Genomic DNA, 20883 nt, shown 5'->3' on the forward strand with positions numbered 1-20883 from the left:
CCGCAACCACGCTCCGGTCCTCCGCAGAGGCCGGATCGGATGACCTCGGCCTGCCCGCTGCGGGGGGGCAGGCGCGGCCTCTTCCCAAGCTCCCCCGCACAAGGAGTAAGTCATGGCATTCGTCGCTGCACTTTATGGGCTGGTGGTCTACCTCTTCTTTCTCGCTACCTTCGCCTACGCCATCGGTTTCGTCGGCAACCTGCCGCTGCTGCCCAAGACCATCGACAGCGGCAGCGCCGTGCCACTGGCCGAAGCAATCGTCGTCAACCTCTTGCTGCTGGGCCTCTTCGCGGTGCAACACAGCGTCATGGCCCGGCGCGGCTTCAAGCGCTGGTGGACGCGGCTGGTGCCCGAAGCGGTGGAGCGCAGCACCTTCGTGCTGGCGGCGAGCGCGGCGTTGGCGCTGCTGCTCTGGCAATGGCGTCCCATTGCCGAACCCATCGTGTGGTCGGTGAACGACCCGGTTGCGCGCTGGGCCCTGCTCGGCGTCTTCTGGGTGGGTTGGGGCGTGTTGCTCATCAGCACCTTCCTGATCAACCACTTCGAACTCTTCGGCCTGCGCCAGGTGTGGGCCAACCTGCGCGGCCAGGAACTGCCGGCGCCGGTCTTCCACACGCCGCTGTTCTACCGCCACGTGCGCCATCCGATCTACCTGGGCTTCGTGCTGGCCTTCTGGGCCACGCCGACAATGACGGCTGGCCACCTGCTCTTCGCGGCGGCCAGCACGGGCTACATCCTGATCGGCATCTGGTTCGAGGAGCGCGACCTGGTCGCGCAATTTGGCCAGCGCTATCTCGCCTACCGCGACCAGGTCGGGATGCTGCTGCCCAAGCGCAGCAGGCACGACCGCAAGACGCCCACTGGACCCTGAGCGCATGACGGTGGCGTAGCCCCTCAGGCTTACGCGCGCTTGGCCATCACGCATGCCTTGTCCGTGCCATTTGCGTAGAGCTGACTCTCAGGGCCTTCGCCCCATTTTCTCATTCCCAGCCTCAATCGTCCTCCGGCGCATTGGTGCAAGGACCAGCTTGGCGACCATGCCGGAGCCGATCGACACGACGGCAGCCACCAAAAATACGCGATCCCAGTTGCCGCCCGCAGCGAGTACCGAGCCCACGGCTTTGGCGCTTTGGGGCCCGAAGCAGTCTTACCGGCCGTTCGAAAGCGGCCAGCCAATTGCCGGAAAAAACCAACTCACCGCCTCGTGATAGTGCGTACTCAATCATCGCGAGGGTCTTATCAATGACTGCGAGGATCACCTCTCATTCGACCAGAAATTTTTTCCACCTCTTGATGACCGTTCCGTGATCGACCACGATTCGGCCCTCGACTCGATCTGACCCCTAAACACAGATAGATGCCTTCCTAGTCGAGCCACTGCCCCGGAGTCGAAGATCGTTTCTCCATACTCGTCAATCGGCTGCTCACCAACGTCGAACTGCGGCAGCAGTAGATGCTGCATCTCAAAGTCGGGAAACCAACAACCGTCGCGGCGGGATTCCCAATCCGGCGGCAGTTGCCCACCGACAGTTACTTTCCAGTCGATCATTCGGTAGCTCGCGTGTATGGATGCCTGGTTGTGGCCGAAATGGGCCGGTGAACACCTCAGGCCGAACGGCTGACGAGGGCCTGGAGATGTTCGTAGGCGTAGCCTCGGCGGTCGGTGATAAGCGTATTCGCCCGCGCAAGGCCGTATTCGGTTTGCGGTGGCGCGCCGCTCACGTGGCGTCATGCTTCAAGCGATAGTCCGTTCGCGAGGTCAACGCGGAACGCGCAATGCCGTCACCATTAAGTCTTTGCCAGCCGAGCATCCATCGTAGTTGCCTCCAGGTTCGAGCAACACCACGCAGGTCCTCCACCTGGCATGCTCCTGGAGAGACGCATGGAGAAACGATGGTGCACCGCTTGCGGTTGTGAATTCCTCCCTCGTGCTCAGGCGCCCCATCAGCGCTACTGTGCTGAACCTGTGTGCCAGCGCGAGCGGCGCCGGCTTTGGCAGCAGACAAAGCGACGAAGCGATCCCGACTACCTCCAGAACCAGGCGCAGGCCCAGCGCGCGTGGTCGAAACGCAACCCCGCCTATTGGTCGGGGTATCGGGAGAGTCACCCGGAGTACGCAGCCCGCAACCGCATCGATCAGCGCGGCCGCAACGCCAAGCGCTCCACCGCCGGTATTGCAAAGATGGATGCGTCGAATGGCACGCCATTCTTCGATGACGGGCTCTACGAACTACGTCCGCTAGAGGGCCTTAGATTTGCAAAGATGGTCGCGTGGACGGTTCAGATCACTGTGCTTGCTCGCCGGGCCGTCTGACCATGCCGCATTCCGGTGATTGCAAAGAGAGGACTTGATCGATCCCGAGTCGCAGGACTGGTACCTTGCCGGTGTGCGAGCACCCGGTGTCGCCAGGCGTTCGCAGCGAAGAATTCGCTTGAACGGACTGGATGGGTACTCGCATGGACCAGAACCACATCGGAGTTGACGCGGACACAAGTGCGCCGCTGTTTCGCGCCGCGGAATATGTTCGGATGTCGACGGAGCACCAGCAGTACTCCACCCTCAATCAGAACGACAAGATCCGCGAATACGCCGCGCACCGCGGCATCGAGATCGTCAGGACCTACGCCGACGAAGGCAAGAGTGGGCTGAGGATCGACGGGAGGCTCGCGTTGCAGCGCCTCATCCGCGATGTCCAGGCTGGGACGGCCGACTTCACCATCATCCTCGTCTATGACGTGAGTCGGTGGGGGCGCTTCCAGGATGCCGACGAAAGCGCCTACTACGAATACATCTGCCGCCGTGCCGGCATCCAGGTGGCTTACTGTGCAGAACAGTTCGAGAACGACGGCTCGCCCGTGTCGACCATCGTGAAGGGTGTGAAACGGGCGATGGCAGGCGAGTACAGCCGCGAACTGTCGACCAAGGTCTTCGCCGGTCAATGCCGCCTGGTGGAGCTCGGCTTCCGGCAAGGCGGCGCGGCGGGGTACGGCCTGCGGCGGATGCTGGTGGACCAAACCGGCTCGGTCAAGACCGAACTCCAGCGCGGCGAGCAGAAGAGCCTGCAGACCGACCGCGTCATCCTCACCCCCGGGCCCGGAGACCAGGTCAAGACCGTCCAGAAGATCTACGAATGGTTCACCGACGAAGGACTGGTGGAGTCGGAGATCGCCCGTCGGCTCAACATGATGCACACCCGGACGGACCTGGACCGCGAGTGGACGCGGGCCACGGTCCACCAGGTGCTGATCAACGAAAAGTACATCGGCAGCAACGTCTACAACCGCGTCTCCTTCAAGCTCAAGAAGTTGCGGGTGGTCAACACGCCGGACATGTGGATCCGCAAGGACGACGCGTTCGAGCCGATCGTCGCGCGAGACGTCTTCTACACGGCGCAGGGCATCATCCGCGCGCGTGCGCGGCGGTATTCCAACGAGGAGCTCATCGAGCGCCTGCTCGGCCTCTACAAGCACCGAGGATTTCTCTCCGGCCTGGTGATCGACGAAGCGGAAGGCATGCCCTCGTCGGCGGTCTATGCGCACCGGTTCGGCAGCCTGATCAGGGCCTATCAGATGGTGGGCTTCACGCCCGGGCGGGACTACCAGTACCTGGAGGTCAACCGCTTCCTCAGGCGCCTTCACCCGAAGATCGTGGCCGAGGCGGAATCCGAGATGGAAAGCCTGGGCGGCCGGCTCTACCGAGATCCGGCGACGGACTTGCTGGACGTCAACCACGAGTTCAGCGTGTCCTTGGCACTCGCGCGCTGCCAGACCGGCGAGAACGGCCGCCGTCGCTGGAAGATCCGCTTCGATACCGGATTGTTTCCCGACATCACCGTCGCGGTGCGGCTGGCGCCGGGCAACGACAAGCCCTTTGACTATTACCTGCTCCCGCGGCTCCACTACGCGCAGCCGCGCCTCAGCCTGGCTGAGCACAATGCGGTGGAGCTGGAGAGCTATCGCTTCGACACGCTGGAATACCTCTACGGGATGGCCGCCCAGATTCGCCTGCGGAGAGCGGCATGACCGTCAGGTCCACCGCCGGCGATCTGCGGATGATTCCCATCGATCGCATCGAGGTCCTCAATCCGCGCGATCGGAACGAGGAAGTGTTCGCGGAGATCGTGAGGAACATTGGTGCGATCGGGTTGAAGAAACCGATCACAGTCACGCCGCGGCCAGGAAGCGATGGCGCAGAGCGCTATCTCCTGGTCTGCGGCGAGGGACGGATGAGGGCGCTGCGCAAGCTCGGCGAGACGCGCGTGCCGGCGTTGGTGATACAGATCGACGATGAGGGGGCCTTCATCATGGGCATCGCGGAGAACGTGGCCCGCCGTGTGTACCGGCCTTTAGAGCTTCTGGCGGGCATCACTCAGTTGAAGGTCAAGGGCTACTCTCCGGCCGTGATCGCCCAGAAGACGGGACTCACGTTGCCGTACGTCACTGACATCCTCACGCTGATCGATCAGGGGGAGGAGCGCCTGCTCGTGGCAGTCGAACGCGGCAAAGTCCCCTTGACGATCGCACTCGAGATCTCCAGGGCGGGGGACAGCGACAAGACCGTGCAGGCGGCACTGCAGGAGGCCTACGAAACGGGGCAGTTGCGCGGGCGGCAGCTCATGGACGCTCGGCGCCTAGTGCAGAGTCGCCAGCACCTGGGCCGCTCAATCGATCGGCATCCGTCGCGCCAGCAATCCGATGTCACATCGTCGAGCCTCGTGCGTACCTATCAGAAAGAGGTCAAGCGGCAGCAATTGATGGTGCGCCGGGCGGCCTTCGCCCAGCAGCGACTTCTCTTTGTCGCCGGCGCCTTGCGGCAGCTCTTTGCCGAAGAGAACTTCGTGACCTTGCTGCGGGCCGAGGGCCTGGATGCGCTGCCGAAGTACCTGGCGGATCGCATCGGGTCTCATGGGAGTCTGGGGTGACGACTGTCGAGCTCGGCTTCCTGCCGAAACCCATGATGATTCCGATCGACAACGTCCTGCCTTCGCGCAAGCCGCCGATCCGGTTGCTGGAGACCAAGAAATACCGGATGGTCGTGACGTCGATCCGGGAGATCGGTCTCATCGAGCCGCTTGCCGTCAGTGCGGTCGACCGGAAGACCGGCCAGCACGTACTGCTGGACGGACACATCCGTCTGCTGGCGCTGAAAGAGCTGGGCAACACGGAGGTGCCGTGTCTGGTGGCGACAGACGACGAGTCATACACCTACAACAACCGGATCAATCGCTTGTCGTCCGTGCAGGAGCACTTCATGATGCGCCGCGCCATTGATCGCGGCATCTCCCCTGAGCGGCTGTCGAACGTCTTGTGCGTGGATCTGGCTCAGATCAATAAAAAGGTGACCCTGCTCGACGGGGTCTGTCCCGAGGCGGTCGACCTGCTCAAAGATCGCCGATTCTCCCCAGAGATCACGGCGTCGCTTCGGAAGATGAAACCGACGCGTCAGGTCGAGGCGGTCGAATTGATGATCTCCGCGAACAGCATCACGGTCGCATACGCGCGGGCCTTGGTGATGGCCACCGCCGCAGAAATGCTGGTGAAGGCAAAAGCGCACAAGGGCAGAGGCGTCAGCCAGGAGCAAGTCGATCGGATGGAGCGGGAGATGTCCGGCCTGCAAGACCACTACAGGATGATCGAGCAGACCTTCGGCGAGGACATGCTCAACCTTGTGCTGGCCAGGGGGTACATCTCCAAGCTGGTCGACAACAAATCGGTGTTTCGGTACCTGGAGCGCAACCATGGGGCAGTGCTCGAGCAGTTGATGGGTTTGGTCAACGCGACCTCGGCAGAAGTTTGAAATATCCACCCTCTGTGGATCTGGAACCGTTTTCGCCTAGAGGCAAAGCGGACCGATCTGTCGAAATCCTGGTCGCCTTTTTTGCGTCGAACCGTGACCGGCGTGGAAGCTCGAAGCCGGCATTCTGTGCGCAGTTGTTCACTCGCCGGCACTGTTGCCGAAGGCCTGGTGGCTCGTACAGCGTATGCGACCGAATCAGTTTGCTACTTTCCCCGCAGGCTTCTCACCACCGGCATCGATGTTCGGGTCTGCTGGCCCAAACGAAAGAGGATAAGTCTGCTGATTGAGACCGCGCAATCCGAGTGTCATACCGAACTTGGGATCCTTGCCTCGATGGCTGACTTGCGCTGTCACCCGGTCGATCACATAAAGATGGCGTGGCAGCATGTTTGTCACTGAAATGGATCGGAGGTCACATCGTTGTTCGATGGATCCGACCATCAGGCGATGTGTGCAATGGCGAACGCCGAAGACGTGATCGCCAGGAAGCACGCGCACCCAAACCGGGTAGCCGACCTCATGCGATGGAAGCTCTTTGCCATCCACGTGGGTCAACTGCGCTAGCGTATCGCCGCGCGCCTTGGACGATTCAATGGCCATCACACTCGTGTCGCCCAGGGGATGAGCTTTGTTGTCATACGCGATGTATGGCTGGCGATGAAAAGTGCAGCCAACGAGGACCGACACCACAAGGATCGAAAGCAGCAGTCGAGGGTACCTCGCCCAGTTGCAACACTGTACGAAAAGGCAGTCGCCTTTAGTGTTCATCCGCATGATGTCCAAGGCGTTCAGCGGTACATCTTCGACAAAGCGAAGGGCTCGATCTCGAAATTCTCATCTGCTTGGTCTTGTGAATGCGCCGACTGTAATCGCACGTCAGGACGACGTCCGATGAATGGGCGGTGATACGACAAGGCTGGGGCGTGAAGCTCAACTTCTGACGTTCCGCTGAGCTACAGTCTTCATGGCCCGATCGATTCGTCGCCGGGCGATTGCGTCGCCGCTGCGCAATCCATGCGGCGGCACCGACGAAACCATCACCTCGGGAATGAAGAAAATGACCTCGACAAAAAAACTGCTGCTCGGAGCAGCGATATTTGCAGGATGCATGGGGCTGGCATCTGCCCAGGACGCCGACCCGACGAACATGGTCCGCGGAGGCCTGCAGGTGATCCAGATGGTGGATCAGGGCCAGGTTGGCGAGCTTTGGGATGGCGCCACACCCGCCGCCAAGAAGCGCGTGACCCGGCCCGAGTTCATTCGCCAGGTGGGGCAATCTCGTTCGCCGCTCGGCGCAGCGCAGCAACGCACCTGGGTTGCCATCAACAGGCAGACGGTTGCCAATGAAGATGCCGACTTAGCGGGGCAGTACGTCAATATCGAATACGAAACCCGCTTCGCGAATGCCACCAACCGGGTCGTACGCGAGTTGACGAGCTTTCGTCTTGATCGCGACGGTAGTTGGCGCTTGAGCGGCTACGTGCTGCGCTGAACCGATTCTTTGGAGAGCCGCGCTTCGCAGCGCGTCAACACGCCCCTCACACTGGTTGCGCTGCGCTCGGCAGTAGAGCGCCGACAACCGCAGCCGGGGTGTGTGAATTTCCACGCTTGTTTGACCCACTTTTCCATAGAGCGCTGCCGCGTTTCTACACACCGATGCACAGGATCAGAAACGCACGCTCAGGGATATGGGCGGGTCAGAAATGCGGGTCACATACGCGTAGAAACCAACACCAACCTGTTTTGGTGGCTTTGCGACCCAAACGGATTAACACACTTAGATGCCTGCTCCTGGCCGCATTCCGTCGTAGCTGGCGAGGTAAGGAAAAGACTACTGTCAGAACCGCGAACATCGCCATGACGAGTACGAAGGCGAGCCCGTCGAAAAGCATGACGACACGGGCGGCCATCCACGTGCTGGCACGCGCCCTTGCTTTGCCAGCGCAACACTACCTTCGTAAACGCCCACTTATCGTGGGTTGGCGCACGTGAGGACCAAAGTTCGAAGGCCGAGGTGTAGGCCGAAGTTGCCGAAGGCCGCTTTGCAGCGGAAGCGGACTATCGTCGCTCAACGCTAGACTTTCGCCTTCAGCCAGAAGCTGCCATCCGAACTCAGGTTGCGGAGTTGCAGCGGGTGGCCGATTGCACGAGGCTCTTGATGGGCAATCGGCTGCACCAAAGAGTCTCAGATGCCGATGCCGGGCACAGGCTCCTGCGCAAGGGGATGCCACACGGCTCCGGCCCTGCTCGCCTTGGCAAGTCGCTCCTGAAGTTCCGGTGGCAGTTGCCCACCCGGCGGATGAGAGCAATGCATCGCGTCCGGCGTGGCGTGCGTCACCACGATCCCCGCACCGCGCCCGGCGAGCCTGTCCAATGCTTCAGCAACGAACGGCGGCATGTCCGGCTGGGTCACCTCGATCCAGACGGTGACATTCGGCTTCGAGCGGTGGGCGGCCTCGATGGCCTCGGCCAGCAACTCGGCCGCCTTGCCGGTCGCAAGGGCGGCGGCAGACGCCGGCGCGCTGAGGGTCATTCGAACCACGGGGAAGCCCGGCTCTGAGGTGTCACGCCAAAGCGCCTGGGCCTTGGCCTGTTCTTCCTGCGTTCCCCCGAGCACGAGATCTTCCCAACCGCCGTCGGAGCGAAAGACCCGAAGCACCATGCAGTTCAGCGCACCGAATTGCGCCTCGTGCAGGAGTTCGCGCAACATCGCGACGACTGCCTCTTTGCCGAGGACCGTGCTTTTCCGGGTCACGCCGGTTCAGTGGGAGTCAAGGGAAGTGCTGAGCGCCTACGGCCGAATAACCACCGTGGGCGGCTCGACGACCATAGCGGGAGGCTGGACGATCACGCCGGGCGGCGGACGATGATAGGCCGGCGCCTCTTCGTATTCGTACCGGGGCGCGCGCGCAGCGTGGCCCTTGCATTTGCGCTCTTCCTTGAACTCGCCGTTCTTGTCCCACTTGCGCTCGACCTTGCACCAGCCGTCCCGGTACTCTTCCTTGTACTCGTGGCCACCATGCCGGCCTTTACGACCATGGCCACTCTCATCTTTGTGAGGGTCGGCCATCGTCGACGACATCCCGCCAGCGAGCAGGGCCAGCAGCGCCAAGGGGCGGAGCAAGTAGTTCATACAAGACCTCGGATGTGATTTGTTCCCACGCGGGGCATCGTAACTGCCCGCCGGGGCCAACGAAAAGCGGGTAATACGTCTATCAACAGAGTCGGATTGCTTTTGCGACAGCGGCCTATTTCCCGTCGGCAGAGGTGGTTTCCTGGGCAGCCACCCAGGCAAGACATCGAGCTCGCAGCAACGCCACTCCTTCGGCGCGAGTGGTCGCCGGTCTGTTCAGGACCAGCTTGCATCGATGCGTGCGAGCGCGCGAGATGTCGGCGACCCCACAGAAGTAGCCAGGATCTACCGCTTGAATGAAGTAGAGATCGAAAATCCATTCCCCATAGTGAAACTGGTCCGAGGATCCGAAGGTTGTCCCCATGGCCGCGTCTAGCCTCGGACCGCCGCAGGCCGAACTCCCGAAGAGCAGGCACCAAGTTACGGACGTCCCTCGCGTCGTTCAACGCGAGAACGCCCGCTTCGGTGAGCCGAACGGCGGGCGTCCTGATGAACGGACGCCCCTCGCATTCGGCTCCTCCATCGCCAGGAGGTCGCCCAGCGCCTTGGCCTGGTCTGACGCGCTCCCTCCCAGCACGAGGTCGTCTGAACCTCCGTCTGCGCGATAGACGCGAAGCGCCATGCAATTCAAAGCGCCGTGTTCTGCTTCATGCAGAAGCTCGCGCAGTGTGGCCAAACCCGCTTCTTTGCCGAGAACAGCGCCGGTTCGAATCATTTTCTAGACATCCCAAGATGTGAGTTCCAACGTATCTGCTGATGGTGTCCAGCGTGCCAGTCCAGTCGGTCTGACCGGCAATTCTGGAAACTACCAAGCAGCCTCAATGGTAACCAACGGTACGATCAATGTGAAATTATCACATTTCACCCTGATGATGAATGGTTTAAATCAGCCCGAGACTCCGTCCGATTTGGCGGAAAGGATCGCCGCGCTCAACGCGGTCGTGAGACAGCTCTCAGAAGACGCTCAGTGGCTGCGCGCGGAAGCAAAGCGCCTGCGCACCGAGCACGCCAGAACACGCTTGGGAAACCGGATGCCGCTGTGGTTCTTGCTGCAACTGCAGCACGAAGAGTTTCCTGTTCGAGTCTTCGAACCTGGAGAAGTCCGCTATGTCTCGGTGCTTACAGCGACAGGCCTGGTCGAGGCCGAGATCGGAGCGCTGGAAGCCACAGGCCGGTACGTCCCGTCACGGGCGGCCACTGTGAAGTGCATCACGGAATATGGGCATGCCGAAATCGCAAGGATTGAGGACCTGCGAGAGCCCGCGCCCGCTTCAACGCTGCCTGCGCCGGAAGTGCGAGCGGCATGACCTGTTCAGGACTTAGGGGCCTTTTGAGGCGACCTGCTGCTCGAGCGTCTCGTTCACAGTTTTCAACTTTTCCTCGGCTGCCTTGAGCTTGTCTTTGAGTTGGTCTGTTTGCTCGATCGCCTGCCCGACATCCGGGTGCAGGGTTTCTTTCGGTACTTCGCTGTCCAGTACCGCGTGGACCACTGAGAGATCCTCCGCAGCTTCCTGGATTGTTTCAGCAACCTGCTTGTTCTTCTCGAGCACCTTGGTGAGATTGGCAGCATCTTCGCGAGGCGGAAGCGGGGATGAGGAACGGGGCATGGCAAACCTTTCAGTCTGAAGTCCGATGTTAGCCCGCACATTTCGACGACTCAGCCGCTGCCGTCGATTCAAGCTTTTGGCCTACACGTCACTCTGAAACGGAACGTATAACGATTCACAACCAGCAACCTATTACAACAAGTCAGGCGAGCAGCGCAACTCCAATGTCATGTCGCTCCAGACGGTTCTCATCGAGGACAGCAACACCATCCGGGAGGCGTTGGTCCCGGCACTAGCTGATCTTGCCAGTGCAGAAGTTGTCGCCGTTGCAGAGACTGCAAGCGAGGGACTCGCCGTTCTCGAAAAGCTCGGCGAGACGTGGGACTTGGCCGTGGTGGATCTCTTTTTGCGCGAGGGCTCGGGGCTCACGGTACTGCGAGCCTGCAAGCAGCGGGCCTCGCACCAGAGGATGGTTGTGTTGACGAACTATCCAACTGAGGAAATGCGTCGTCGTAGTCTGGAGTTGGGCGCCGATGCCCTGTTCGACAAGTCAAATGAACTCGACCAGTTCTTTGAGTGGTGCCTTCGGAGCGACATTTCGAGGCGGGCTGGCTCATCTGAGCCCAGGCTATAATCTAGTCCAGCCCGAACTAGGTTTTGGGTTTTGACTGGCCAGTCAAGCCGAATCTCACACCGGCGCGTCGAAGTCACTACGACGAGAAAAACAACAGGTGGCTTCCGCAAGTGAAAATTTGCCGTAACCGTGGACCGCGTGAGAGTTCACGACCAAATCTCAAAGCCCGCCTCGTGCGGGCTTTTTCGTGCCCACGCGCGGGCGGCAGATGGTGCGCCATCGGGACTGTAGATAAGCATGATCCCGCGCCGTAATCTCGGTCGCGGGCTACTTTTTGGCTCGCCAGCATGCGGAGCAACCCGAGCGGGAGCATCCGCGCCCATACGCCTGTGGACGACGGACAACGATTCGAAGGAATTCACGCGCACTTTTGCAAGAAGCGTATCGAAGCGAAAGGTGCGCGAACTTATCTACTATTCAACAGAGGCGATCAAACCGACGCCGTGCACTCATTGGCAGTTCTTTGACATTCCTTACTGCCGCCTTCATGAAAAAACTCACCCTCGTTGCTACAGCGATCGTTGCCGCGACAGTCACCAGCGCCGCATTGGCCGCCACGTCGACCTCCACGTTCCAGGTCCTGATCAATGTGGCGAAGGCCTGTTCGGTTACTGCAGGTGCAGGGTCCAACATCAATTTCGGCACGGTCGATTCTTCCGCCACCGGGCTGACCGCCAACAGCAACATTAGCGTGACCTGCTCCAAGTCGACGCCCTACAACGTCGGCCTGCTCCCCTCGAACAACAGCACAACCGGCGCCGGCGTAATGGCTCCCGCCGTGGCAGGTCCTGACACCGTGGCCTACCAGCTCCGCTCTGTCAGTGCGACGGGCCCGGTCTGGGGCAGCACCGCCACGCCGACGGCGGTAGGTAATGGCGTGGCCGGCACCGGCACCGGCGCGGCGCAGACCATCCCGGTGTTCGCCACCATCGCCAACGCCAATGTGACACCCGGCGCCTACGCCGACACGGTGACGGTCCAGGTCAATTACTGATCGATTGCCGGTGCACCGCCTGCTGCTGCGTTGCGCCGCAGTCCTCGCGCTCGCCTGGACGCACACGCTCGCCTCGGCGAGCGGACTGCAGGTGTCTCCCGTCACGCTGACGCTGCAGCCTTCGCAGAACGCCGACGGCCTGTGGCTCAGCAACACCGGCGACACGGTGGTGCACGCGCAGGTTCGTGTCTACCACTGGGCGCAGGAAAACGGCACCGAAAAGCTGACGCCTTCGCGCGATCTGCTCGTCAGCCCGCCGATGGTGCAGCTGGGCATGTCCGAGCGGCAGCTGATCCGCGTCATTCGATCCGGAGCGCCTGCCGGTCCGGTCGAAGGTTCGTATCGCGTCATCATCGATGAACTGCCTGTCGAGGTGAAGGAAAAGAAAGGCCTGCAGCTCGTGCTGCGCTACTCGGTGCCGATCTTCATCGCACCCACCACCCAGTCACCGGCCCCCCAGCTCACTTGGTCCCTGCGCCGGGAAGAAGGTCAGGCGGTGCTCAAAGTCGCCAACAGCGGCGGCATGCACGCCCAACTCGCCGACCTGGAATTTGTCGATACCGCAGGCCGCCGCACGCCGATCTGGGGGTCGAATGGCAACGCGTCGGCGCCCAATCCTTTCGTGGCCACGATGAGCATTCCGCCGTGGACGCTTTTCGGTGGCCTCGGACGCGTAACCGGAAGCACCACCATGCGCGGAGAACTGATCGCCCTGCAGGGCGCGGTACCTCCTGGGGCGTACCAAGACAACTTCGCCGGCGAGCACACTTCGATCACGCTCTCGACGAGCACGTTCGGCACGCCGGCCACGTGCAACACCCTCCTGCCGGGCAAGTTTCCCTTTGTGGTCAGCGCGACGGTCGCCAAGAGCTGCCTGGTCACCGCCGATCCGCTGAACTTCGGCACAGTCAACGGCCTGCCGGGCCAGGCCGACAGGGACCAGACCAGCAAGATCAACGTCACCTGCACCACGCCCACCCCGTACACGGTTGCGCTGACTCCTTCGAACGGCTCGACAACCGGCGCAGGAACGATGACGCCGACAGGCGGCGTACCCGGCAACGCCGACGCGGTGCCCTACCGGCTCTATCGCAACGCCGCGCGCACCGCCATCTGGGGCAGCGTCACGGGCACGGGCGGCAACGTCGCTACGGGCACCGGCAATGGAGCCGCCCAGGCGCTGACCTTGTATGGCCGCGTTCTGGGCACCAGCGCCAACGTGCGGCCGGACAGCTACCGCGACGTGGTGACGGTCAGCGTAACGTATTGAACTGCGACTAGCGAGGCCCATTAGAGAACGGGCGGGCAGTCTCGAGCGGGCTTCGGCAACGGCTGCTTCCGGGCTGGCGCGATGTCCGCTATGGGCCGATTGTGTTGAAAAACTCCGCTGAATTCTAGGAACTGGCTCGCAGTTTGCGTGCCCTTCATCATCGATGGAGGTACGCATCATGATGGGTCGGAGCATTGTTCAAGACCAGTTGTTCTACGCATTCAACCTCGAAGACCACGTCCCACACGATCACCTGCTGCGGGGCGTTGACCGTTTCCTCGATCTCAGCGAATTGCGCCAACATCTGGCTGCGTTCTACAGCCACACTGGCCGGCCCTCGATCGATCCCGAACTCATGATCCGCATGCTGGTCATCGGCTACTGCCTGGGCATCCGCTCTGAGCGCCGGCTGTGCGAGGAAGTCCATCTCAATCTGGCCTATCGTTGGTTCTGTCGCCTCGGCCTGGAGGACAGAGTGCCCGATCACTCGACCTTCTCCAAGAACCGCCACGGCCGCTTCCGCCAGAGCGACGCGTTGCGCTTCGTCTTCGAGACAGTGCTGCGCCGTTGCATGACCGAAGGCCTGGTTCAAGGCGAAGGATTCGCCGTCGATGCCAGCATCATCAAGGCCGACGCCAACCGCGCGCGCAACGTTGCAGCTTCCGACGTCGCCCAATGGCGCCAGGGCACCCAGTGCAAACGCGCGGTGCGCGAGTACCTGGACGCTCTCGATGCCAACAACCCGGTGGCCGAGGATGCACTTGAAGATGTACACGACACAGCAGCTGCTTCGCGCAACATCTCCCCGACCGACCCGGCTGCGCAGTGGACCGCAGCACCAGGTGGTCCGGCGTTCTACGCTTACTCAACCAACTACCTCATCGATCTGGCGGCAGGGATCATCATGGACGTGGAGGCCACGCCGGCGCACCGCACGCCGGAGGTCGACTCCACCCGGACGATGATTGACCGTGTCGAGCAGCGCTTCGACATCAGGCCGCGGCGGCTCGTGGGAGACACCGCGTACGGCGCCGCTCCGCTGCTCGGCTGGATGGTCAAAGACAAGCAGATCGAACCTCACGTGCATGTGTGGGACAAGACGGTTCGCAAGGACGGGAGTCTGTCGATCGGCGAGTTCCAGTGGCAACCCGAGCGCAATGAATATGTTTGCCCTGAAGGCCGTGCGTTGCGCAACGACCGGCGGCAGTTCACGACGCCGCGCACCCGCATCACCAAGGCCGACACCGTGATCTATCGGGCGAGCCAGGCAGACTGCGTCGACTGTGGAATGAAGGATCGCTGCTGCCCGAGCACGCCGTTCCGGAAGATCGCCCGCAGCATCCATGAGGGTGCCCGTGAGGTGGCGCGATCCATCGCGAAGACACCGCAGTACAGCCAATCGCGCAGGGAGCGCAAAAAGGTGGAGATGCTGTTCGCCCATCTCAAGCGCATCATGAAGCTGGATCGCCTCCGGCTTCGCGGGCTCAGTGGTGCGCGGGACGAGTTCTTGATGGCTGCCACAGCCCAGAACCTCAGGCGAATGGCGAAGTGGTTGATGCCATCTGAAGCAGTTGCGGCAATGAAGACTGCGTGAGGTGAGCTTGCAGGCTTGCCACGTGCTCTCGCATCGTCAACTCGATCAAGAATTCTGTGTGATCGCCAGCGCAGGCAAGATTCAAGGCGAGTTTTTCAACACAATCGGCCCATTTGAGACATTCGAACTCGCCCAATGCAGACGTTCGGTCCAAGCGCTTACCCCCACGCGTAAGGCTTCAACTCAAGGCTGTTCGTCCACGCACCGAGCGCGAAGTCACGCTGCTGTAGTTCGCCCAGGAAGCCTGCAAACGACTCGCTCACGAGAGCGTACTCTGGAGAGCTTCGGGCAAGGAAATGGACTTGGTCGTCTGCGATGGAAGTGGCGTAGTAGTTACCGCAGTCGTCCTGAGCGAATATGACGTGACCGGCGAGGTCGCCAACCTCGATTTGCTGAACCCACTCGCTCCGGAAACTCAGAACACCTGCAACGTCACCGTATCCAGTTTTGCTGAGGAACGCTTCGATATTTCTCGGCATGGCGACTACAGTATTGCGAAGTCGACCGCTCGTCAGCGGTCTTCGTGAAAGGGGCGGCGGCCGGAGATGCAAACACACAGGCACGAGATGCCGATCAAGATGCTGGCCGCGACATCGCTGGGATAGTGGGCGCCCAGGTAGACGCGGCTGAAGCCCACCACCAACATCGCCGCGGCGGCCGACGCCCCCACCAGCAGGCGCGTGGACATACTTTGGGCGTTCGCGCAGGCCGCCAAAGTAGCCCAACCCGCCACCAGCGTGACCAGCAGAACCTGGGCGCTCGGGAAGCTGTACCCACTGACCTCCACCAAGGCGACGCCGGGTGGGCGGCTGCGGGCTACAAGGACCTTGAGTGCCTGCGACAGGAAGGTACCGCCAACGGCGAGGACGAGCAGCGCCCGCGTGGCGCGCCATTGGCGCGTGGCTGCATGGAATGCGAAGAGCGCCAGCAAGCTCGCACCCGCGATCGGAACGATGATCTGGTCCAGCACCACCATCGCCCGGGTCAGGGGCGGCAGGCGCCAGGAAGGCGCGCCGCTGGGCGTCTCGTGTGGCCATTCGGGTGTGGGTCCCTCGGCAAGCACGTGGACCGCCAACAAGACCCACGCGAGCGAGGCCAGAGCGCCGACCCAGGCCCAACCGCGGCGCAGGTTCATTCGCGCGCGGCTACGCCTTGAGAGCAATCGCATGGCCGCAATCCAAAACGATGTCTGTTTTGCATGACTGGTCCTTGCTGTGCGTTCGAAATCGGCGCGACGTGGGGCTGCATCGAGATCCTGATGACAAAGCTTGGAGAAGGCACCCGGATCAACCGCCTGTCGCCTGGCGACCAGACGTGCGCGGGATCTCGCGGGCCTGCGACCTCACGCTGTTGTGCTCGGCGTCGTGTGCGCTGGCGCTGCCAGGCGTGCTGAGCACGCCCGCGCCCGCGTAGTCGCCATGGAGGTTGCCGGCGCGAGCGGCGGACTCGGCATCGCGGCGAACGTCGGCACGTGCCAATTGGCCGACGGGCACTCGGAAGTTGTCGGCCCAGGACGCTTCGCCAGCGACCGGTTTGAGGGCCGCTTCGCGCGCCTCAAGAGCGAGGTCCGTGCGCAGGCGATCAGGGTGAGTAATCAGCACGCCGTCATAGCTCTCGGCGTTGGCTAGGGTCGCGAGGCTCAGGCCTGCAAGGGCGACGGCACTGAGAAATTTCTTGGAGTTCATGGATGTTTCCTAAGTAAGTAAAACTGGGTTCTGGACGAAGGCGAGGGCAGCCAATGCCGCCTCGCCGTGAGAGCCGGTTGCCGCTGGAGCAGCGGCGCGGGCCACGCGCGCACCACTGATCAACCGGGGACAACTAGCCTTCAAATGCCATGGCTCGCGCGGATCTCTTCGACTGCGCGCTCGCCGATGACGACGCACGGCGCCATCGTGTTGCCGCTCGTCACGTGCGGCATGACGGATGCGTCCGCGATGCGCAGACCTTGCACGCCGTAGACCCGCAACTGGCCGTCGACCACGGACATGGGGTCTCGTCCCATCTTGGCGGTGCCGCACTGGTGCCAATAGGTCACTGCGGCATTGCGTGCGTAGTGTTCGAGCGTCTTCGTATCCAGCTTGCCGGGAAGCCTCTCGCCTTTCACCAGCCCCTTGAACGACGCTTGCGCACCGAGCTCCTGGACGAAGCGGATGTTCTCGATCGCGCCGCGCAGGTCCGCGGGGTGCGAGAGGGTGTTGGCCTGGATGATGGGCGCGTCGGTGAATTCCGGACCCGAAAGGGTGATGCTGCCGCGGCTCTCGGGATGGGCAAGACCCGCGAACATCGTCCAACCGTGGGCAGGCACGCCAAGCGCCGCATTCTCTGCACTGGGCACTGGGAACTCGACCTGGCAATGGAACATGTCCGGCAGGTGCAAGCCGGTCCGACTGCTCCAATAGAGCGTTGCCTCCGAGCCGCCATAACCCACGGCCTGTGGAGATTCGTACTCGAAGATCACGGCGAACGACACGTGGTCCTGATGGTTGGCGCCCACTCCCGGCAGGTGCTGGACCACCGGAATGCCGTGGCGACCCAATTCGTCTTCAGGGCCCACGCCCGACTGCATGAGGACCTTGGGCGTGTTGACCGCGCCGAGCGAGAGAACGACTTCGATGTGCGCGCAAAAGCGCATCAACCGACCGTTGCTAACCGCCTCCACGCCGATGACGCGCTTGCCTTGGAACACCAGCCGGCTCACCAGCGTGTGGGTCAGAACGGTGAGGTTGGGCTGGCCACGACGCGGGTGTACATAAGCCCTGTAGATGGAATTGCGTCGACCCCCCTTGACGATCAGGTCGTTGAGGGCCGCACCGCCGCGGCCTTCCATCATCGCGCCGTTCGGATTGTCGAAGGTGGGGATGCCCAGCGTGTCAGCGGCGGTGATCATCGCGTTCGCGATCGGTTGCACCGCTCGAGCGGGCGCCACGTGAACCGGGCCGCCGACGCCGCGACGCGTCGAATCGGGCGTACCGCCGTAGTCCTCCACGCGTCGATAAATCTTTAGGACCGAGTCGTAGTTCCACGCCGGGTCGCCACTTTCTGCGGCGAAGTCTTCCCAGTCGTTCTTGTGGCCGCGCGCCCAGAGCATGACATTGACACTGGAGCCGCCACCCAAGGCGCGGCCCATGTTCAACGGGATCTGCCTGCCATTCAGGTGAGGATTGGCGGCCCCGGCAAAGTTCCAGTCGCGTTCGCTGCCCAGGTTCAAGGGCCAGTTGCCGGGCTCAAGAATGTGCGGGTGTTCATCGTCGCCGCCGGCCTCGATGAGCAGGACGCGCACTTCGGGGTTTTCGGCCAAGCGGCCTGCCACCACGGAGCCGGCGGTACCGGCTCCGCATACGATGAAATCGAAATGGGCGTCGGGTGCGTCGCTGGAGAAGGCTGCGAGTTGGGTGTCGAGAAAGTCCTGGTTCACGGTCGTCGTTTCGTTGAATGGATCGGATGGCTATCGCGATGCGATGCGATGCGCTGAGCCGATGTGAGTATGAGTAAAAATATCAAAACTATCAAATTTGCACGAATAAACGAGTGATTTAGGCGGGTATATAGGTTCGTGCGGCTGGCTTAAGCTAGGCCCTCGGCCCGTGCCTACAGAGCCGTTTCCCCAGCTCATATCCCATGAAGAACAGCGTCCTCACCACCACGGAAACCGCGAAGCTCCTCGGCATCTCGGTTCGCACAGCGCAGCTCCTGATCGAGGGCGGCGCTTTGCCGTCATGGAAGACGCCGGGCGGGCACCGGCGCGTTCACCGGGCTGATGTCGAAGCGCTCATGGCGCAAGCCCGGTCGGATGTGCGGCCCACGTCGGCGACGTTGGCGCAAGCCCCGCAACGGTCGACCCAAGATCCAACGCATCTGGCAGATCAGATCGTCGAGGCCGACTTCCCGATGGCGCCGAGCGAAGGGAGTCGGCTCCAGGCGGTACGGCGCTCCGGGCTGGTCGGCTCGCCAGCCGAAATCCAGTTCGACAGGGTGACCTGGCTCGCGGCCTGGGGACTGAAGGCCCCCATCGCGCTGATGACCGTGCTGACACCCGAGCTGCAGTGGTTCAAGTCGCGCCAAGGCCTGGAGATGGAGGAAACGCCTCGCAGCTGGGCCTTCTGCAACCACACGGTCCTGCAGAAGGGGATCTTCGAAGTCCGTGACCTCAAGGAACATCCGAGCTTTGCGCACAACCCCGCAGTGGCAAAGCCCCCGCACTTCCGCTTCTATGCAGGAGCACCGGTGTACGACCCGGATGGTTTCGCCCTCGGGTCGATCTGCGTCATCGACTTCCGTCCCCGACAGTTGGACAAGAACCAGAAGCGGACACTGCTGGAACTGGCGGCCATCGCATCGGACGAAGTCAGGCTTCGCGACGTGCTGGCCAAGTCCTAGCGCGTCGAACGGGTCGTCAGGCAACAGGCACGGTGCCGCCATCGATGACGTACTCCACACCGGTGATGGACGCTGCGCGTTGCGACACCAGAAACCCGACAAGCTCAGCCACTTCACGAGGTCTCGCAGGGCGTCCGATGGGTATGCCGCCCAACGACGCCATCAGCGATTTCTCGGCGGTATCGTAGTCCGTGCCGTTCTGGTCGGCGATGCGCTCGACCAAGCGAACGGACGCTTCCGTCTCAACCCAACCCGGGGCTACTCGGACAACGCGTACGCCTTTGGGCCCGAGTTCCTTCGAAAGACTCTTGCTGTAGGTCGAAAGCGCCGCCTTCGCCGCGGCATAGGCCGTTGTTGCCTCAGGCAAGGGCATTTGTCGCTGGATGGAGGTGATGTGAACAACGACACCCGTGCCGCGTGCAACCATTCCCGGGAGCAAAGCGCGGTCGAGGCGCACGGCCGAGTACAAGTTGATCGCCATCGCACTTTCCCACTCGTTCTCGTCGAGCACCGCGAAGCCGCCCGCCGGTGCCGACGACCCCCCCGCGACGTGAACGATGATGTCCACTCCATCCAATCGTTCACGAACCGCATCTGCGATTGCTGCGCAACCGCCTGGCGTTGAAACATCCGCCGCCACGAAGCCGCATTCGCCGGCATGCTGCGGGGACGATCGAGCCGCAACCAGCACAGATGCGCCGGCCTCTGTCAGTTGCCCGACGACGGCAGCGCCGATGCCTTTGGTGCCCCCTGTCACCAGGGCTCGACGGCCTTCGAGTCCGACCGGATTCCGGATCTCGAGCGTGGCGACGCGCCCGTCGCGCAGCGTGAACACATGCATCAGATCGACCTGCTTCCCAGGAAAGTTGCCCTCCAGGTGCACCAGCAGCTTGAACGTCTCGCCTAACTGCGACAGGCCCAGGGGCACCATTCGCATCTGGTACTTGGCGTTGGCGGCCCTCTTCCAATCTGCGATGGCGACCAGCCCCGAGTGCGTTTGCGCTTCGTCGCGCACGACTGCGTCGGGGACAAAAACTTCGGACAGGCCGTCCAACGCACCTCCGCCTTGGAGCTCAAGATACCTGGTGATTGCGAGGGGAAACTTTACGGGCATGCGATGCCTCCATGGTTGTGATGAATCGATCGTCGACATATCCTTTCCCGATGCCAAGTACGCACCAGAAAGTAAGTCCATTGACCCCGACAATCCGCAAGGTGCACACCCCACTGTCTGCAGCGATCGATACGGAAGGTTGCTTCAGCTTGCTGTCCGGGCGATGGAAGTTGCTGATCCTCTTTCATCTTTTCGACGGAAAGGTGCTCCGTTTCTCCGACCTGGAGAGGCGCATCACAGGCATCTCGCAGAAGATGCTCGCTCAACAGTTGCGGCGGTTGGAAGCCGACGGCATCGTCCAACGCACCGTTCACTCAGAGCTACCTGCCAGAGTCGACTACAGAATGACGGCATGGGGCCAGGAACTCTGCCCAGCACTGGACGGTCTTCTGAGATGGTCCGACCTCAAAGACCAGTGCTGAG

At 62.1% G+C, this 20883-nt stretch carries 23 protein-coding genes and 1 pseudogene; 14 read left to right on the top strand and 10 right to left on the bottom strand.

Features of this window, described 5'->3' with window-relative positions:
* Positions 1–112 precede the first annotated feature (112 nt).
* Positions 113–871, top strand: a complete 759-nt coding sequence (gene mddA / locus V9K97_RS22035) for a methanethiol S-methyltransferase (protein ID WP_337320711.1) — start codon at positions 113–115, stop codon at positions 869–871.
* 384 nt (positions 872–1255) lie between these two features.
* Here the strand turns inward: mddA and V9K97_RS22040 are convergent, their stop codons facing one another.
* Positions 1256–1549, bottom strand: coding sequence for a hypothetical protein (locus V9K97_RS22040; protein WP_337320713.1), 294 nt, complete (start codon positions 1547–1549; stop codon positions 1256–1258).
* Positions 1550–1882: 333 nt separating this feature from the next.
* On the opposite strand from V9K97_RS22040, the gene V9K97_RS22045 reads away from it, so the two are divergent.
* From V9K97_RS22045 to V9K97_RS22060, 4 genes are all read left to right on the top strand, one after another.
* Positions 1883–2314, top strand: coding sequence for a hypothetical protein (locus V9K97_RS22045; protein ID WP_337320715.1), 432 nt, complete (start codon positions 1883–1885; stop codon positions 2312–2314).
* A 143-nt stretch (positions 2315–2457) separates the two neighbouring features.
* On the top strand, positions 2458–4023 hold the full coding sequence (locus tag V9K97_RS22050; protein WP_337320717.1) for a recombinase family protein: 1566 nt from the start codon (positions 2458–2460) through the stop codon (positions 4021–4023).
* Positions 4020–4922, top strand: a complete 903-nt coding sequence (locus V9K97_RS22055) for a plasmid partitioning protein RepB C-terminal domain-containing protein (RefSeq protein WP_258505418.1) — start codon at positions 4020–4022, stop codon at positions 4920–4922. Before V9K97_RS22050 ends, V9K97_RS22055 begins: the two co-directional genes overlap by 4 nt.
* Entirely contained in the window at positions 4919–5797 is an 879-nt protein-coding gene (locus V9K97_RS22060; protein WP_337320719.1) for a plasmid partitioning protein RepB C-terminal domain-containing protein, read from the top strand. Before V9K97_RS22055 ends, V9K97_RS22060 begins: the two co-directional genes overlap by 4 nt.
* Before the next feature lie 195 nt (positions 5798–5992).
* On the opposite strand, the gene V9K97_RS22065 is transcribed toward V9K97_RS22060, so the two are convergent.
* On the bottom strand, positions 5993–6571 hold the full coding sequence (locus V9K97_RS22065; protein ID WP_337320721.1) for a hypothetical protein: 579 nt from the start codon (positions 6569–6571) through the stop codon (positions 5993–5995).
* 190 nt (positions 6572–6761) lie between these two features.
* Between V9K97_RS22065 and V9K97_RS22070 the strand changes: the two genes are divergently transcribed.
* A complete protein-coding gene (locus V9K97_RS22070; protein WP_337320723.1) occupies positions 6762–7289 on the top strand; it encodes a DUF4019 domain-containing protein in 528 nt (175 codons plus the stop codon).
* Between the two features lie 693 nt (positions 7290–7982).
* Here the strand turns inward: V9K97_RS22070 and V9K97_RS22075 are convergent.
* Together V9K97_RS22075 and V9K97_RS22080 are read right to left on the bottom strand one after the other, a co-directional pair.
* On the bottom strand, positions 7983–8552 hold the full coding sequence (locus tag V9K97_RS22075) for a hypothetical protein (protein WP_337320725.1): 570 nt from the start codon (positions 8550–8552) through the stop codon (positions 7983–7985).
* A gap of 36 nt (positions 8553–8588) precedes the next feature.
* Entirely contained in the window at positions 8589–8930 is a 342-nt protein-coding gene (locus tag V9K97_RS22080) for a hypothetical protein (protein WP_337320727.1), read from the bottom strand.
* A gap of 734 nt (positions 8931–9664) precedes the next feature.
* Between V9K97_RS22080 and V9K97_RS22085 the strand changes: the two genes are divergently transcribed.
* Positions 9665–10237 carry a hypothetical protein gene (locus V9K97_RS22085; protein WP_337320729.1) on the top strand — a complete coding sequence of 191 codons (573 nt, stop codon included), beginning with the start codon at positions 9665–9667 and terminating at the stop codon, positions 10235–10237.
* A gap of 12 nt (positions 10238–10249) precedes the next feature.
* On the opposite strand, the gene V9K97_RS22090 is transcribed toward V9K97_RS22085, so the two are convergent.
* Entirely contained in the window at positions 10250–10537 is a 288-nt protein-coding gene (locus V9K97_RS22090; protein WP_337320731.1) for a hypothetical protein, read from the bottom strand.
* Between the two features lie 169 nt (positions 10538–10706).
* Between V9K97_RS22090 and V9K97_RS22095 the strand changes: the two genes are divergently transcribed.
* The 5 genes from V9K97_RS22095 to V9K97_RS22115 all read left to right on the top strand — a co-directional run bounded on the left by V9K97_RS22095 (position 10707) and on the right by V9K97_RS22115 (position 15496).
* Complete coding sequence (locus tag V9K97_RS22095; protein ID WP_337320733.1) at positions 10707–11111, top strand: response regulator; 405 nt, start codon at positions 10707–10709, stop codon at positions 11109–11111.
* A 487-nt stretch (positions 11112–11598) separates the two neighbouring features.
* Positions 11599–12105: a Csu type fimbrial protein gene (locus V9K97_RS22100; protein WP_337320735.1), complete on the top strand. Its 507-nt coding sequence runs from the start codon at positions 11599–11601 to the stop codon at positions 12103–12105.
* A gap of 10 nt (positions 12106–12115) precedes the next feature.
* Positions 12116–13375, top strand: coding sequence for a spore coat protein U domain-containing protein (locus V9K97_RS22105; RefSeq protein WP_337320737.1), 1260 nt, complete (start codon positions 12116–12118; stop codon positions 13373–13375).
* 178 nt (positions 13376–13553) lie between these two features.
* On the top strand, positions 13554–14969 hold the full coding sequence (locus V9K97_RS22110) for an IS1182 family transposase (protein ID WP_337320739.1): 1416 nt from the start codon (positions 13554–13556) through the stop codon (positions 14967–14969).
* A 296-nt stretch (positions 14970–15265) separates the two neighbouring features.
* Entirely contained in the window at positions 15266–15496 is a 231-nt protein-coding gene (locus tag V9K97_RS22115) for a hypothetical protein (protein WP_337320741.1), read from the top strand.
* On the opposite strand, the gene V9K97_RS22120 is transcribed toward V9K97_RS22115, so the two are convergent.
* From V9K97_RS22120 to V9K97_RS22130, 3 genes are all read right to left on the bottom strand, one after another.
* Positions 15481–16104: a phosphatase PAP2 family protein gene (locus V9K97_RS22120; RefSeq protein WP_337320743.1), complete on the bottom strand. Its 624-nt coding sequence runs from the start codon at positions 16102–16104 to the stop codon at positions 15481–15483. The genes V9K97_RS22115 and V9K97_RS22120 overlap by 16 nt on opposite strands.
* Positions 16105–16255: 151 nt before the next feature.
* Complete coding sequence (locus V9K97_RS22125) at positions 16256–16654, bottom strand: hypothetical protein (RefSeq protein WP_337320744.1); 399 nt, start codon at positions 16652–16654, stop codon at positions 16256–16258.
* 140 nt (positions 16655–16794) lie between these two features.
* A complete protein-coding gene (locus V9K97_RS22130) occupies positions 16795–18384 on the bottom strand; it encodes a GMC family oxidoreductase (RefSeq protein ID WP_337320746.1) in 1590 nt (529 codons plus the stop codon).
* Positions 18385–18587: 203 nt separating this feature from the next.
* Between V9K97_RS22130 and V9K97_RS22135 the strand changes: the two genes are divergently transcribed.
* Complete coding sequence (locus V9K97_RS22135) at positions 18588–19346, top strand: helix-turn-helix domain-containing protein (protein ID WP_258504362.1); 759 nt, start codon at positions 18588–18590, stop codon at positions 19344–19346.
* A 16-nt stretch (positions 19347–19362) separates the two neighbouring features.
* On the opposite strand, the gene V9K97_RS22140 is transcribed toward V9K97_RS22135, so the two are convergent.
* Positions 19363–20187, bottom strand: coding sequence for an SDR family oxidoreductase (locus V9K97_RS22140; RefSeq protein ID WP_443303960.1), 825 nt, complete (start codon positions 20185–20187; stop codon positions 19363–19365).
* Positions 20164–20541: pseudogene (locus tag V9K97_RS22145) on the bottom strand (nuclear transport factor 2 family protein); the annotation flags it as partial. The gene V9K97_RS22140 and the pseudogene V9K97_RS22145, both read right to left, overlap by 24 nt.
* 11 nt (positions 20542–20552) lie before the next feature.
* On the opposite strand from V9K97_RS22145, the gene V9K97_RS22150 reads away from it, so the two are divergent.
* Positions 20553–20882 (top strand): winged helix-turn-helix transcriptional regulator, encoded by a 330-nt coding sequence (locus V9K97_RS22150; RefSeq protein ID WP_258508267.1) that lies wholly within the window; start codon positions 20553–20555, stop codon positions 20880–20882.
* Position 20883 lies beyond the last annotated feature (1 nt).

The organism is Variovorax sp. CCNWLW186, from assembly GCF_037203865.1.
In the GTDB taxonomy this organism is placed as follows: Bacteria; Pseudomonadota; Gammaproteobacteria; order Burkholderiales; family Burkholderiaceae_C; genus Variovorax.